Origin of the sequence: Pseudomonas sp. SWRI51 (assembly GCF_014268825.1) — a bacterium.
GTDB classification, from domain to species: Bacteria; Pseudomonadota; Gammaproteobacteria; order Pseudomonadales; family Pseudomonadaceae; genus Aquipseudomonas; species Aquipseudomonas farsensis.
Window position 1 is genome coordinate 1 of record NZ_JABWRG010000050.1, and the last position, 14133, is coordinate 14133.

At 61.6% G+C, this 14133-nt stretch carries 10 protein-coding genes; 5 read left to right on the top strand and 5 right to left on the bottom strand.

What is annotated here, in order from left to right; genetic code table 11:
• Positions 1 to 163 precede the first annotated feature (163 nt).
• From ntrC to glnA, 4 genes are all read right to left on the bottom strand, one after another.
• Positions 164 to 1600, bottom strand: a complete 1437-nt coding sequence (gene ntrC / locus HU720_RS15250) for a nitrogen regulation protein NR(I) (protein WP_186520762.1) — start codon at positions 1598 to 1600, stop codon at positions 164 to 166.
• On the bottom strand, positions 1597 to 2682 hold the full coding sequence (glnL, locus tag HU720_RS15255) for a nitrogen regulation protein NR(II) (RefSeq protein WP_186520763.1): 1086 nt from the start codon (positions 2680 to 2682) through the stop codon (positions 1597 to 1599). Before glnL ends, ntrC begins: the two co-directional genes overlap by 4 nt.
• A 255-nt stretch (positions 2683 to 2937) precedes the next feature.
• On the bottom strand, positions 2938 to 3486 hold the full coding sequence (gene aroQ / locus HU720_RS15260) for a gamma subclass chorismate mutase AroQ (protein ID WP_186520764.1): 549 nt from the start codon (positions 3484 to 3486) through the stop codon (positions 2938 to 2940).
• A gap of 149 nt (positions 3487 to 3635) precedes the next feature.
• Entirely contained in the window at positions 3636 to 5042 is a 1407-nt protein-coding gene (gene glnA, locus HU720_RS15265; RefSeq protein ID WP_186520765.1) for a type I glutamate--ammonia ligase, read from the bottom strand.
• Positions 5043 to 5535: 493 nt separating this feature from the next.
• Here glnA and thiI point away from each other — a divergent pair, with 493 nt between their 5' ends.
• Both thiI and typA read left to right on the top strand, forming a co-directional pair.
• The gene (thiI, locus tag HU720_RS15270; protein WP_186520766.1) at positions 5536 to 6990 is read left to right on the top strand and encodes a tRNA uracil 4-sulfurtransferase ThiI; all 1455 of its coding nucleotides are present in this window, start codon (positions 5536 to 5538) and stop codon (positions 6988 to 6990) included.
• 126 nt (positions 6991 to 7116) lie between these two features.
• Positions 7117 to 8940 (top strand): translational GTPase TypA, encoded by a 1824-nt coding sequence (typA, locus tag HU720_RS15275; RefSeq protein ID WP_186520767.1) that lies wholly within the window; start codon positions 7117 to 7119, stop codon positions 8938 to 8940.
• Positions 8941 to 9223: 283 nt separating this feature from the next.
• Here the strand turns inward: typA and HU720_RS15280 are convergent, their stop codons facing one another.
• Positions 9224 to 9628 (bottom strand): YkgJ family cysteine cluster protein, encoded by a 405-nt coding sequence (locus tag HU720_RS15280; protein ID WP_186520768.1) that lies wholly within the window; start codon positions 9626 to 9628, stop codon positions 9224 to 9226.
• Positions 9629 to 9814: 186 nt separating this feature from the next.
• Here HU720_RS15280 and HU720_RS15285 point away from each other — a divergent pair, with 186 nt between their 5' ends.
• The 3 genes from HU720_RS15285 (at position 9815) to HU720_RS15295 (ending at position 14093) form a co-directional block, all read left to right on the top strand.
• On the top strand, positions 9815 to 12280 hold the full coding sequence (locus tag HU720_RS15285; RefSeq protein ID WP_186520769.1) for a glycogen/starch/alpha-glucan phosphorylase: 2466 nt from the start codon (positions 9815 to 9817) through the stop codon (positions 12278 to 12280).
• Between the two features lie 202 nt (positions 12281 to 12482).
• Positions 12483 to 13493, top strand: a complete 1011-nt coding sequence (locus HU720_RS15290; RefSeq protein WP_186520770.1) for a class 1 fructose-bisphosphatase — start codon at positions 12483 to 12485, stop codon at positions 13491 to 13493.
• Positions 13494 to 13496: 3 nt separating this feature from the next.
• Positions 13497 to 14093, top strand: a complete 597-nt coding sequence (locus HU720_RS15295; protein ID WP_186520771.1) for a DUF924 family protein — start codon at positions 13497 to 13499, stop codon at positions 14091 to 14093.
• The last annotated feature ends 40 nt before the right edge of the window (positions 14094 to 14133 follow it).

The window sequence follows — 14133 nt, forward strand, 5'->3', positions numbered from 1 at the left end:
GGTTTACGCGGGAAGACTGGTTTTTGTGGTGAGCGGGCTTGCCCCGCGTTGGGCTGCGGAGCAGCCCTGAGGGTAATGTCAGCCGTTTAGGGGACAGCTCTGCAGCCCATCGCAGTGGTGCGACACTCGAAGCAAGCCCACGTTATAGGCTCACTGCTGTACCTCAGTGATCGTCGCCGTCATCATCCTCGGCGCCATCCACCTTCATGCCCAGCTCCTTGATCTTGCGGGTCAGGGTGTTGCGGCCCCAGCCCAGCAGCACGGCAGCATCGCGGCGGCGGCCGGCGGTGTGTTTGAGGGCGGTTTCGATCATGATCCGCTCGAAGCTCGGCACGGCGCTGTCGAGCAGGCTCGACTGGCCACGCGCCAAGGCCTGGTCGGCCCACTGGCGCAGGGCCTGCTCCCAGTTGGTCACCGGGGTGGCGTCAGTCGGCAGGTTGAGCAGCTCTGGCGGCAAATCGCCCACCAGCACTTCGCGGCTCGACGCCATTACGGTGATCCAGCGGCAAGTGTTCTCCAGCTGGCGCACGTTGCCTGGCCACGGCAGGTTGCGGATGAACTCCTCGGTTTCCGGCTTGAGCAGCTTGGGCTCCACCGACAACTCCTGGGCGGCGCGGCCAAGAAAGTGGCGAGCCAGTGCCGGGATGTCTTCGCGACGGTCAGCCAGGCGCGGGATATGGATGCGGATCACGTTCAGGCGGTGGAACAGGTCTTCCCGGAACTTGCCGGCCTGCACCAGCGATTCGAGGTTCTGGTGGGTGGCGGCAATGATGCGCACGTCCACTTTCACCGGAATATGGCCACCCACGCGGTAGAACTCGCCGTCGGCCAGCACCCGCAGCAAGCGCGTCTGGGTGTCGGCAGGCATGTCGCCGATTTCGTCGAGGAACAGCGTGCCGCCGTCTGCCTGTTCGAAGCGGCCGCGGCGCAGGTTGGCAGCACCGGTAAAGGCGCCTTTCTCATGGCCGAACAGCTCCGACTCCATCAGGTCCTTGGGGATCGCCGCCATGTTCAGCGCGATGAACGGCGACGCTGCCCGTGGGCTGTGGCGGTGCAGGGCATGGGCGACCAGCTCTTTACCGGTGCCGGACTCGCCATTGATCAACACCGTGATGTTGGAGTGGCTGAGCCGGCCAATGGCGCGGAACACCTCCTGCATGGCCGGCGCTTCGCCGATGATCTCTGGGGTGCGGGTCAAGGCCTGCGGCACGGCCAGGCCTTGCTGTTCCTGGGCATGCTGGTTGGCGCGCTTGACCAGCGACACCGCCTCGTCGACATCGAACGGCTTGGGCAGGTATTCGAACGCACCGCCCTGATAGGAGGCCACCGCGCTGTCCAGGTCGGAATGGGCGGTCATGATGATGACCGGCAGGCGCGGGTGCTGTTCGCGAATCTGCGCCAACAGGTCCAGGCCACTGGCGCCGGGCATGCGGATATCGGAAATGATCACGTCAGGCTGCTGGCGCGCCAGGCGGCCCATGACACCGTCCGCACTGTCGAAGCTCTGGGTATTCATGCCTTCCTGCTGCAGGGCTTTTTCCAGCACCCAGCGGATAGAGCGATCATCATCGACGATCCAGACGGTTTCACTGCGGCTCATGAGGCGTTGGCTCCTTGTTCCAGTGGCAGGTAGATCGAGAAGGCGGTGTGGCCGGGATGGCTCTCGCACTCGATCAGGCCCTGGTGCTGGCTGATGATGTTCTGGGTAATGGCCAGGCCCAGCCCGGTACCGTCGGGGCGGCCGCTGACCATTGGGTAGAAGAGGGTGTCTTGCAGTTCGGCAGGGATGCCGGGGCCGTTGTCGATGATCTCGACCCGCGCCACCAGGCGATGGCGCACATGGCCAATGGTGAATTGACGCACCGCGCGGCTGCGCAGGGCAATGCGCCCCAGGCGCAGCTCGTTCTGGCCGCTGATCGCCTGCATGGCGTTGCGCACGATGTTGAGCACCGCCTGGATCATCTGTTCGCGGTCGATCAGCACATCCGGCAGGCTGGGGTCGTAGTCACGCACCAAGGTGATGCCGCCCTGGGTTTCGGCCTCGACCAGGCTGCAGACGCGCTCCAGCACCTCGTGGATGTTGGTCATGGCCAGCGATGGCAGTTTGTTGGAGCCGAGCATACGGTCGACCAGGTTACGCAGGCGGTCGGCCTCTTCGATGATCACGTTGGTGTAGTCGCGCAGGCCATCGTTTGGCAGCTCGCGGGCCAGCAACTGTGCTGCGCCGCGAATGCCGCCCAGCGGGTTCTTTATTTCGTGGGCAAGGCCGCGCACCAGCATCTTGGTGGTTTCCTGCTTGCTCAGCTGGGCCTCTTCCTTGGTGATGCGCAGCAGCCGGTCGCGCGGGTGCACCTCCAGCAACAGCAGGGTCTGGCCCTGGTGCAGGATCGGCGTGACCGCGTAATCGACGGTGATGGCCTGGCCGGTCAGGGAGGTCAACAGCGCTTCACGCTTGGTGAACGGGTGCGCGTGTTCCACGGCCTGGCGCAGCGAGTTGAGCGCCTCGCTGGACTCGGTGAACAGTTCGCTGATGAATTGCCCATGGCTGCGCTGGCCGCTGACGGCCAGCAGCATTTCGGCCGCTGGGTTCATGTACTCAAGGCGCAGCTCGGCATTGAGCAAAAGCGTGGCCGTGGTCAGGTTGTCCAGAAGCAGACGGTGCTGTGCATCGCTGATGGTCATAAAGTGTCGTTGACCTCTTTTGGCGCTTGCAGCCCCCGGGGCCTGCCCGGGGTGGGTGCGCTATGGATCCGCTGATGCCTGGAAAATGCAAGAAACAAACCAAGGCTCCGAAAAGAAGCGGAATTTCCTGATAAACCCCGGAAGATGCGCATATTCGGACCAGAATCTTCTGAAAATGCGCGTGCTGCGACCTGTTTTGGGGTGACGGGCGGCGCGTAGCGCCTTGCCATGCACCAATATAGAGCATTGCTGCCTTCACTGTTTCAGGCACAGCTGGCCGGTGGCGCGCACCAAGGCCAAGTGGCGCAGTTCATTGTCGGTGCGCCCGGCCAGGGCGTCGGCCAGGTTGCGTGTGCAGTCGGGCATTGGCTTGCGGTCCAGCTCGGCAAGTTCGAACAACAGGCTGGCCTGGAGTTTGTCCAGGCGTGGGCGCAGCTCACTGGCAAGGTCGCGCGGGGCCGCCAGCGCGTTGGGGTCCAGGGTTGCCCAGCGGTCGAGCAAGGCGTACTGGATCAACTTGTTGGCTTCCATCTGGTCGGTAAAAAACGCAGTGGCACGTGCGGGGGGCAGGCCATAGTCGGCGGCTTCCAGGCGCACCTTGGCGAGTACTTGCCGTTCGCGCTCGGGGGCTTCTACCGGCAGGTCGTTGCGCCATTTGTGCTGGGCGACCGAGCGGGCGAGGTCGAGGCGTTGTTCGATGGCGTCAAGCAAGGGGGCGAACTGATTGGCGGTGGGGCTCGCTGCTGTGCAGGCGGTGAGGGCGAGGGTCAGGGCGAAGGGGGGGAGTGCATAGGTGAGGCGCATTGGGGATCTCCGTGGCTGGGAGACCTAGTGTGGGCAGTTGGGCTCGGATTGCTTGTAGGACGCATCTGAATAGATTGCGGGCAGAAACGAAAACGGCCTTCCGAAGAAGGCCGTTTGTCTGAAGTCACCGGCGCAGGGCGCCGCTCACATCAGCAGCTGTAGTACAGCTCGTATTCCAGCGGGTGCACGAAGGTGCGGACCTTGATCTCTTCTTCGCTCTTCAGCTCGATGAAGGCATCGATGAAGTCGTCGGAGAACACGCCGCCCTTGGTCAGGAACGCACGGCCTTTATCCAGCTCTTCCAGAGCTTCTTTCAGGCTGCCGCACACTTGCGGGATTTCCTTGGCCTCTTCAGGCGGCAGGTCGTACAGGTTCTTGTCGGCAGCATCGCCTGGGTGGATCTTGTTCTGGATGCCGTCCAGGCCTGCCATCAGCAGTGCAGCGAAGGCCAGGTACGGGTTGGCCGATGGGTCCGGGAAGCGCGCTTCGATACGGCGGGCTTTCGGGCTGCCAACGTAAGGAATACGGATCGAGGCGGAACGGTTGCGGGCCGAGTAGGCCAGCATTACCGGTGCTTCGAAGCCTGGGACCAGACGCTTGTACGAGTTGGTCGACGGGTTGGTGAAGCCGTTCAGGGCCTTGCCGTGCTTGATGATGCCGCCGATGAAGTACAGGGCGGTATCCGAAAGGCCGGCATAGCCTTCACCGGAGAAGGTGTTTTTGCCGTCTTTCCAGATCGACATGTGCACGTGCATGCCCGAGCCGTTGTCGCCGTACAGAGGCTTAGGCATGAAGGTAGCGGTGCGGCCGTAAGCGTCGGCAACGTTGTGCACGACGTATTTCAGGGCCTGAACTTCGTCCGCTTTCTTCACCAGGGTGTTGAACTTGACGCCGATTTCGTTCTGGCCGGCAGTTGCCACTTCGTGGTGGTGAACTTCGACGATCTGGCCCATTTCTTCCAGTGCGTTGCACATGGCAGTACGGATTTCGTGGTCGTGGTCGAACGGCGGAACCGGGAAGTAGCCGCCTTTGACGCCTGGACGGTGGCCTTTGTTGCCGCCTTCCACGTCAGCACCGGTCATCCACGAGCCTTGCTCGGAGAAGATCTTGAACATCGAGCCGGAAATGTCCGACTGGAACTTCACTTCGTCGAAGATGAAGAACTCAGGCTCCGGGCCTGCGAAGACGGTGTCACCGATGCCGGTGCTCTTCAGGTACTCTTCGGCGCGCTTGGCGATCGCACGTGGGTCGCGGTCGTAGCCCTGCATGCTCGAAGGGTCGACGATGTCACAGGTGATGATCAGGGTCGGTTCTTCGGTGAACGGGTCCAGTACGGCAGTATCATCGACCGGCATCAGGATCATGTCGGAGGCTTCGATGCCTTTCCAGCCGGCAATGGAGGAACCGTCGAACATCTTGCCGACTTCGAAGAAGTCTTCGTCCAGGCCATCGCGCGCCGGCATGGTCACGTGATGCTGAATGCCTTTGGTGTCCGTGAAACGCAGATCAATCCACTTGACGTCATGATCTTTGATGAGTTGAACCGACTTCGACATGTTGTCCTCCGGAGGGTCTAGAGCGCGGTAGGCCGCTGCTCTGGAAAAAGGGTGTTGCCGGGCGCGGATAGTCGGCCAAGCTTACCTGCCTCACAAGGGAGCAAATTGCATGCCAGTGCCCGAAAATGGCGAGCGCAGGATAAAAGGCGGCGTTTGCGGGCATTTGCGGGCGGGGTGCCGAGGAAAAACGCACTTATAAGAGGCGTAATTTAATGTGTGCGCACCATTGTGGTGCCTTGATGGAGGTTGGGGCCTCATCGCGGGGCAAGCCCGCTCCCACGCATGGCTTTGCAGTCAGGCCCCCAAGGAATTGAATAGGTGTCCAACTCCTTGAGGCCAGCCGGCCCTTGTGGGAGCGGGCTTGCCCCGCGATGAGGCCGGTAAAGCCAAGATAATTCGACGCCAGCGTTCAAAAACTGCTCAAAACCTGAGCAATTTCCGATATAATTCGCGCCCCTCATTTTCGGCAGGCCCTGCGCGCGCTGTTAACCCAATGAAACTTATCGTCAAAGTCTTCCCAGAGATCACCATCAAAAGCCGGCCGGTGCGCAAGCGCTTCATCCGCCAGCTCGGCAAGAACATCCGCAACGTGCTCAAGGACCTCGATCCTGAGCTCGTGGTTGATGGTGTCTGGGACAATCTCGAGGTGGTCACCCGCATCGAGGACGAAAAGGTTCAGCGCGAGATCATCGAGCGCCTTACCTGCACCCCGGGTATCACCCACTTCCTGCAGGTCGAGGAGTACCCGCTGGGCGACTTCGACGACATCGTTGCCAAGTGCAAGCAGCACTTCGGTCACCTGTTGGCCGGCAAGCACTTTGCCGTGCGCTGCAAGCGTGGTGGTCACCACGACTTCACCTCGATGGACGTCGACCGCTACGTTGGCAGCCAGTTGCGCCAGCAGTGCGGCGCCGCCGGTATCGAGCTGAAGAACCCCGAAGTGCTGGTGCGTATCGAAATCCGCAACCAGCGCCTGTACGTGATTCACAACCAGCACCAGGGCATTGGCGGCTACCCGCTGGGCGCCCTGGAGCAGACGCTGGTGCTGATGTCCGGCGGCTTCGACTCCACCGTGGCGGCCTACCAGATGATGCGTCGCGGCCTGATGACCCACTTCTGCTTCTTCAACCTTGGCGGCCGTGCCCACGAGCTGGGCGTGATGGAAGTGGCGCACTTCCTGTGGAAGAAATACGGCAGCAGCCAGCGCGTGCTGTTTATCAGCGTGCCGTTCGAAGAAGTGGTCGGCGAGATTCTCAACAAGGTCGACAACAGCTACATGGGCGTGACGCTCAAGCGCATGATGCTGCGCGGCGCCGCACATATGGCCGACCGCCTGCAGATCGACGCGCTGGTCACCGGCGAGGCGATTTCCCAGGTTTCCAGCCAGACTTTGCCGAACCTGTCGATCATCGACTCGGCCACCGACAAGCTGGTGCTGCGCCCGCTGCTGGCCAGCCACAAGCAGGACATCATCGACCAGGCCACCGAAATCGGCACCGCCGACTTCGCCAAGCACATGCCTGAGTACTGCGGCGTTATCTCGGTAAACCCGACCACCCATGCCAAGCGCCACCGCATGGAGCATGAAGAGAAGCAGTTCGACATGGCCGTGCTCGAGCGCGCCCTGGAGCGCGCGCGGCTGATCTCCATCGACCATGTGATCGACGAGCTGGGCAAGGACGTTGAAATCGAAGAAGTGGCCGAGGCATTGCCGGGCCAGATCGTCATCGATATCCGTCACCCCGATGCCCAGGAAGACCAGCCACTGGTCATCGACGGCATTGAGGTCCAGGCTATGCCGTTCTATGCCATCAACAGCAAATTCAAGCAGCTGGATGCCAACCGGCAGTACCTGCTGTATTGCGACAAGGGTGTGATGAGCCGTTTGCACGCACACCATCTGCTCAGTGAGGGACATGCCAATGTGCGTGTTTATCGTCCGACATAAGATGCCGGGGCTCTATGGCGGCAGCATCCGCCATCGCCCCCCCGACCGCCGGGCCCGCTGAGCCTTTTAACTTCATATTGGCCGTCTAGACTGGCGGCAACCGAATCCTCTGATCGAGATACAGTTGTGATCGAAAATCTGCGTAACATCGCCATCATCGCCCACGTTGACCATGGTAAAACCACCCTGGTCGACAAACTCCTGCGTCAGTCCGGCACTCTGGAGCGTAACGAGCTCAACGACGAGCGCGTCATGGACTCCAACGACCAGGAAAAAGAGCGCGGTATTACCATTCTGGCGAAAAACACCGCCATCAACTGGAACGGCTACCACATCAACATCGTCGACACCCCCGGCCACGCCGACTTCGGTGGCGAGGTTGAGCGTGTAATGTCGATGGTCGACTCCGTGCTGCTGCTGGTCGACGCCCAGGACGGCCCTATGCCGCAAACCCGCTTCGTGACCAAAAAGGCGTTCGAAGCTGGTCTGAAGCCAATCGTCGTGATCAACAAGGTCGACCGTCCGGGCGCGCGTCCTGACTGGGTTCTGGACCAGATCTTCGACCTGTTCGACAACCTCGGCGCTACCGACGAGCAGTTGGACTTCCAGGTTGTCTACGCCTCGGCCCTGAACGGCATCGCCGGCCTGGATCACACCGCCATGGGCGAAGACATGACTGCCCTGTACCAGGCTGTCGTCGACCACGTTCCAGCGCCAGCTGTTGACCGTGACGGCCCGTTCCAGATGCAAATCTCGGCACTGGACTACAACAGCTTCCTCGGTGTTATCGGTGTTGGCCGTATCGCCCGTGGTCGCATCAAGCCGAACACCCCGGTTGTTGCCATCGACGCCGACGGCAAGAAGCGTAACGGCCGTATCCTCAAGCTGATGGGTCACCACGGCCTGCACCGTGTAGACGTCGAAGAAGCCCAGGCTGGCGACATCGTCTGCATCAGCGGTTTCGACGAGCTGTTCATCTCCGACACCCTGTGCGACCCGACTGCCGTTGAGGCGATGAAGCCGCTGACCGTCGACGAGCCTACCGTTTCGATGACCTTCCAGGTCAACGATTCGCCGTTCTGCGGCAAGGAAGGCAAGTTCGTCACCAGCCGTAACATCAAGGACCGTCTGGACAAAGAGCTGCTCTACAACGTTGCCCTGCGCGTTGAAGAAACCGACTCCCCAGACAAGTTCAAGGTCTCGGGCCGTGGCGAGCTGCACCTGTCGGTACTGATCGAAACCATGCGTCGCGAAGGCTTCGAACTGGCCCTGGGCCGTCCTGAAGTGATCATCCGCGAAGTGGATGGCGTCAAGCAGGAACCGTTCGAAAACGTCACCATCGACATCCCTGAAGAATCCCAGGGCAAGGTCATGGAAGAGATGGGTCTGCGTAAAGGCGACCTGACCAACATGGTCCCGGATGGCAAAGGCCGTGTGCGCCTGGAATACAACATCCCGGCCCGTGGTCTGATCGGTTTCCGTAACCAGTTCCTGACCCTGACCAACGGTGCAGGCATCCTGACCTCGATCTTCGATCGCTACGACACCGTGAAGTCCGGCCACATGTCCGGCCGTCAGAACGGCGTACTGGTTTCGGTTGAAACCGGCAAGGCGCTGACCTACTCGCTGGAAACCCTGCAGGCGCGTGGCAAGCTGTTCGTCGAGCACGGTCAAGAGATCTACAACGGTCAGATCGTCGGCCAGAACAGCCGCGACAACGACCTGGGCGTCAACCCTACCAAGGGCAAGAAGCTCGACAACATGCGTGCTTCGGGTAAAGACGAAGTCATCGCCCTGGTGCCGCCGGTTCGCTTCACCCTGGAACAGGCTCTGGAATACATCCAGGAAGACGAGCTGTGCGAAGTCACGCCGAAGTCCATCCGTCTTCGCAAGAAGATCCTGGACGAAAGCGAGCGTACCCGCGCTGCCAAGAAAGCCAAAAACAGCTAAGTTAGTGTTGGCTGAATAAAAACGCCCCCGGTCGAAAGGCCGGGGGCGTTTTTTTGTCTGTGGGTTTTGTGCGGTCTGTGCCGGCCTCATCGCGACAAGGGCCGCGTCTGGCATCGCCAGCGTGCCTGGCTCGGTCGCTGTAGGAGCGGCCTTGTGTCGCGAATGGGCTGCGCAGCAGCCCCAGGATCTCGGCCTCTTGCAGAATCGCCGGGGCCGCTGCGCGGCCCTTTCGCGACACAAGGCCGCTCCTACAGAGATCCCGCCGCGGTGGTCAGGCCGGCGCTTAGCGCCCGACTACCTTGGGCTTGTACGCGCAGTAGCCAGGCCGTGGCCCGATCTTGGGGTGGTTGCGGCAGGTGTCCGGGCGCTTTTCGTAGATGGTGCACAAGCGGCTCTTGCGATCCAGGTACATGCAGTCATCGTTGCTCATCCGGGTCAGGGTGAAAATGCCTGACTTCTGGTTGAAGCGTTCGATGATGCCTTCCTTCTGCAAACGCTTGGCGACGTTCTTCGGCGGCTCGTCTTTTTCGAACTCATCCACCACGCCAATGCGGATCAGATCCTTGATCTTCACCTCCACCGGCAAGGTGCAGCAGGTGGAGTGGCAGCCACCGCACATGTGGCTGGCATAACGCTGCCAGGTCTCCAGGCGGTCGACTTCGGCGGCGGCAATCAGGGTCGTTTTCATTTTTTTGGCTGGGCGTATCACGGGTGGGGGCGCGCGATGATACCGGAGTTGTTCAATTTGTGAACAACCTTTCGCCAGATTCCGGTTCACTTGATGAAAACCGCGAACCGCCGCTTTCACTCTGTGTCAGAGCGTCTAGGCTGAACAATCTCCCAGCGCTTTCGCCTACTTGCCCGAGGATGCCGAATGTCCCAGGAAAACAAGGCCCGTGAGGCCAAAGCTCGACATGAAGAGGTGGCGGACTTTCGCGCCGCCGTACTGGCCAAACTGACCTACGCGGTCGGCAAGGACCCCGAACACGCCTTCGACCACGACTGGTTCGAAGCCATCGCCCTGGCCGCCCGCGACCATATGGTCGATCACTGGATGGACCACACTCGCCAGGCTTACCGCCGTAGCCAAAAGCGGGTGTATTACCTTTCGCTCGAATTTCTGATCGGCCGGCTGCTGTACGACAGCCTCAGTAACCTCGGTTACCTCGACATCGCCCGCGAAGCCTTGGAAGGGCTGGATGTCGACCTTGAGCGTATCCGCCTGCTCGAACCTGATGCTGCGCTGGGTAACGGCGGCCTGGGCCGGCTGGCCGCGTGCTTCATGGAAAGCATGTCGACCTTGGGCATTGCCGCCCACGGTTATGGCATTCGCTACGAGCACGGCCTGTTCCGCCAGGCAATAGTGGATGGTTGGCAGCAGGAACAGACCGAAAACTGGCTGGATTTCGGCAACCCCTGGGAATTCGAGCGCGCCGAGGTGATCTACCCGATCAGCTTTGGCGGCAGTGTCGAAACCGTGCACCAGCCCGACGGCCAGCAACGCCAGGTGTGGACGCCCGGCGAGACGGTGCGTGCGGTAGCCTATGACACGCCGGTGGTGGGCTGGCGCGGCTCCAGCGTCAATACCTTGCGCCTGTGGCGCGCCCGGGCGCTCGAAGAGCTGCACCTGGAGCGCTTCAACGCCGGTGACCATTTGGGCGCGGTGGCCGAAGTCGCCCGTGCCGAGAGCATTTCGCGGGTCCTGTACCCGGCAGACAGCACCGAGGCAGGCCAGGAACTGCGCCTGCGCCAAGAGTACTTCTTCGTTTCGGCGTCCTTGCAGGACTTGCTGCGCCGCCACCTGAACATGCACGACAGCCTGCTCAACCTGCCGGACGCGGCGGCTATTCAGCTCAACGACACCCACCCCTCGATTGCCGTGGCCGAGCTGATGCGCCTGCTGGTGGACCAGCACGAAATCCCGTGGGACACCGCCTGGGAGCTGACCGTCGGCACGCTGGCCTACACCAACCACACCTTGCTGCCCGAGGCGCTGGAAACCTGGCCGGTGGCGCTGATGGAGCGCATGCTGCCCCGGCACATGCAGATCATCTACCTGATCAACGCCTACCATATCGACGCGCTCCGGGCTAAAGGCCAGCACGATTTCGATGTGCTGCGCGCGGTATCGCTGATCGAAGAAGACAACGGCCGCCGCGTGCGCATGGGCAACCTGGCGTTTCTGGGCTCGCACAGCGTCAACGGCGTATCGGCGCTGCACAGCAAGCTGATGAAGAGCACGGTGTTCTCCGAGCTGCACAAGCTTTACCCCGAGCGTATCAACAACAAGACCAACGGCATTACCTTCCGCCGCTGGCTGTACCAAGCCAACCCGCAGCTCACTGCCATGCTGGTGGAGGCGTTGGGCGCCGACTTGCTCGACGACCCCGAAGGCAAGCTCAAGGCGCTGGAACCGTTTGCCGACAAGCCCGCCTTCCGCAAACAGTTCGCGGCCCAGCGCCTGCACAGCAAGCGCGCTCTGGCGAGCATCATCCAGGACCGCATCGGCGTCACGGTAAACCCCGAGGCGCTGTTCGATGTGCAGGTCAAGCGCATCCACGAGTACAAGCGCCAACTGCTCAACCTGTTGCATACCGTGGCCCTGTACCAGGCCATTCGCAACGAGCCGGGCACCCACTGGGCGCCGCGGGTGAAGATTTTCGCCGGCAAGGCGGCGGCCAGTTATCACCAGGCCAAGTTGATCATCAAGCTGACCAACGACATCGCCCGGGTGGTCAACAACGACCCGACCGTGCGCGGCCTGCTGAAAGTGGTGTTCTTGCCCAACTACAACGTCAGCCTGGCCGAGAGCATCATCCCGGCGGCGGACCTGTCCGAACAAATCTCCACCGCCGGCTACGAGGCATCGGGTACCAGCAACATGAAGTTCGGGCTCAATGGCGCGCTGACCATCGGCACCCTCGATGGCGCCAACGTCGAGATGTGCGAGCAGGTGGGCGCCGACAACATGTTCATCTTCGGTCTGACGGCGCAGCAGGTGGGCGCACGCGGCAAGGCCGGCGACTTTGGCGCCAGTGCCGCGATTGCCGCCTCAAGCCGGTTGGGTGATGTGCTGCAGGCCATTCGCAGCGGCGTGTTCTCGCCGGACGACCCGTCGCGTTATACCGGGCTGGTGGATGGCCTGGTCGACCATGACCGCTTCCTGTTGTGCGCTGATTTCGACGCCTACTGGGACGCCCAGCGCCGCGTCGAAGAGCTGTGGCATACGCCCGAGCAGTGGTGGCGAATGGCGGTGCTCAATACCGCGCGCATGGGCTGGTTCTCCTCGGACCGTACCATCAGGGAATACGCCAACGAGATCTGGAAAGTGCTGGATTAGCCTGAACAAATCGAGGGGCAAGCCCGCTCCCACGCAGGGTTGGCGTAGGGGCGGGCTTGCCCCGCGATTGTCTGTTCTGGCGACCATCGGCAGGGCCTGCGCTGAACCTAACCCCCTCAAGCGAGTCTCTTTGCTCGCTAGCCTGCAACTCTCCCTGTAAACTGCGGGGGTTGTTTCTCCCTTATTTCCTTCGGAGCCTTACATGTCCCGCGTTACCCTGAGTCGCTATCTGATTGAGCAGACCCGCAGCAACAATACCCCTGCCGATCTGCGCTTCCTGATCGAAGTGGTGGCGCGTGCGTGCAAGGAAATCAGCCACCACGTTTCCAAAGGCGCCCTCGGCGGCGTACTGGGCAGCATGGGCACCGAAAACGTGCAGGGCGAAGTGCAGAAAAAGCTCGACGTGATCTCCAACGACATCCTGCTCGAAGCCAACGAGTGGGGCGGCCACCTGGCCGGCATGGCGTCCGAAGAAATGGACAACGCCTACCAGATCCCGGGCAAATACCCTAAAGGCGCCTACCTGCTGGTCTTCGACCCGCTCGACGGCTCGTCGAACATCGACGTCAACGTCTCGGTCGGCACCATCTTCTCGGTATTGCGTTGCCCTAACGAATACTTGAGCCAGAACGAAACCCTCAACGAAAACGCCTTCCTGCAGCCAGGCACCGAGCAGGTCGCCGCCGGTTATGCCATCTACGGCCCGCAGACCATGCTGATCCTGACCCTGGGCAACGGCGTCAAGGGCTTCACCCTGGACCGCGAGCTGGGTAGCTTCGTGCTCACCCACGAAAATATCCGCGTGCCGGAAAGCACCGCCGAGTTCGCCATCAACATGTCCAACCAGCGCCATTGGGAAGCCCCGATCCAGCGCTACGTCGGCGAGCTGCTGGCCGGCGAGACCGGCCCGTTGAAGAAAAACTACAACATGCGCTGGATCGCCTCGATGGTTGCCGATGTGCACCGCATCCTTACCCGTGGCGGCCTGTTCATGTACCCGCGTGACGCCCGCGACCCAAGCAAGCCAGGCAAGCTGCGCCTGATGTACGAAGCCAACCCGATGTCGTTCATCATCGAACAGGCCGGTGGTGTGTCCACCGATGGCTACCAGCGTATCCTCGACATCAAGCCTGAAGGTCTGCACCAGCGCGTATCGGTGATTCTCGGCTCGAAGGAAGAGGTCGAGCGCGTCACCGCCTACCACAAGGAGTAACCCATGCTCGCACCTTGGCAGCCGTTGTTGGAATGGTGGTTCGGTTGGGGCGCAAACGCCCAGGCCGTGGCTGACGAGAAGAACACGCTGTGGTTCGGCAAGCACCACGACGACGAAGCACGGGCGCACTTTGGCGAGCTCGTCGAGCAAGCCCTGGCGGGCGGGCTCGATGAGTGGCAGCAAAGTCCGCAAGGCTGGCTGGGGTTGCTGATCCTGCTGGATCAGCTGCCGCGCATGATTTACCGCGACACGCCGCGCGCCTTCGAAGGCGACCGGCGTGCGCAGGTGCTGGCCATGCAGGGGCTGCAAAAAGGCTGGGATTTCCAGTTGCTGCCGATTCAACGGGTGTTCGTGCTGCTGGTGCTGGAGCACGCCGAGGTGCTCGACTGGCAAAACCAGTGCATCGAGCGTTACCAGGCGTTGCTCGATGAGCAGCCCGAGGCTAGCCGCCGGTTGTTCGAAGGTTTCCTGGATTACGCCGAGCAGCACCAGCGGGTGATTGCCCGGTTTGGCCGCTTCCCGCAGCGTAATCTGGTACTGGACAGGCCGAGTACCAGCGAAGAGATGGACTTCTTGCTCGAGCCTGGGTCCAGGTTCTAGCGCTGAGCGACATCCATGGGAAATTCCATGGTTTTGTGCA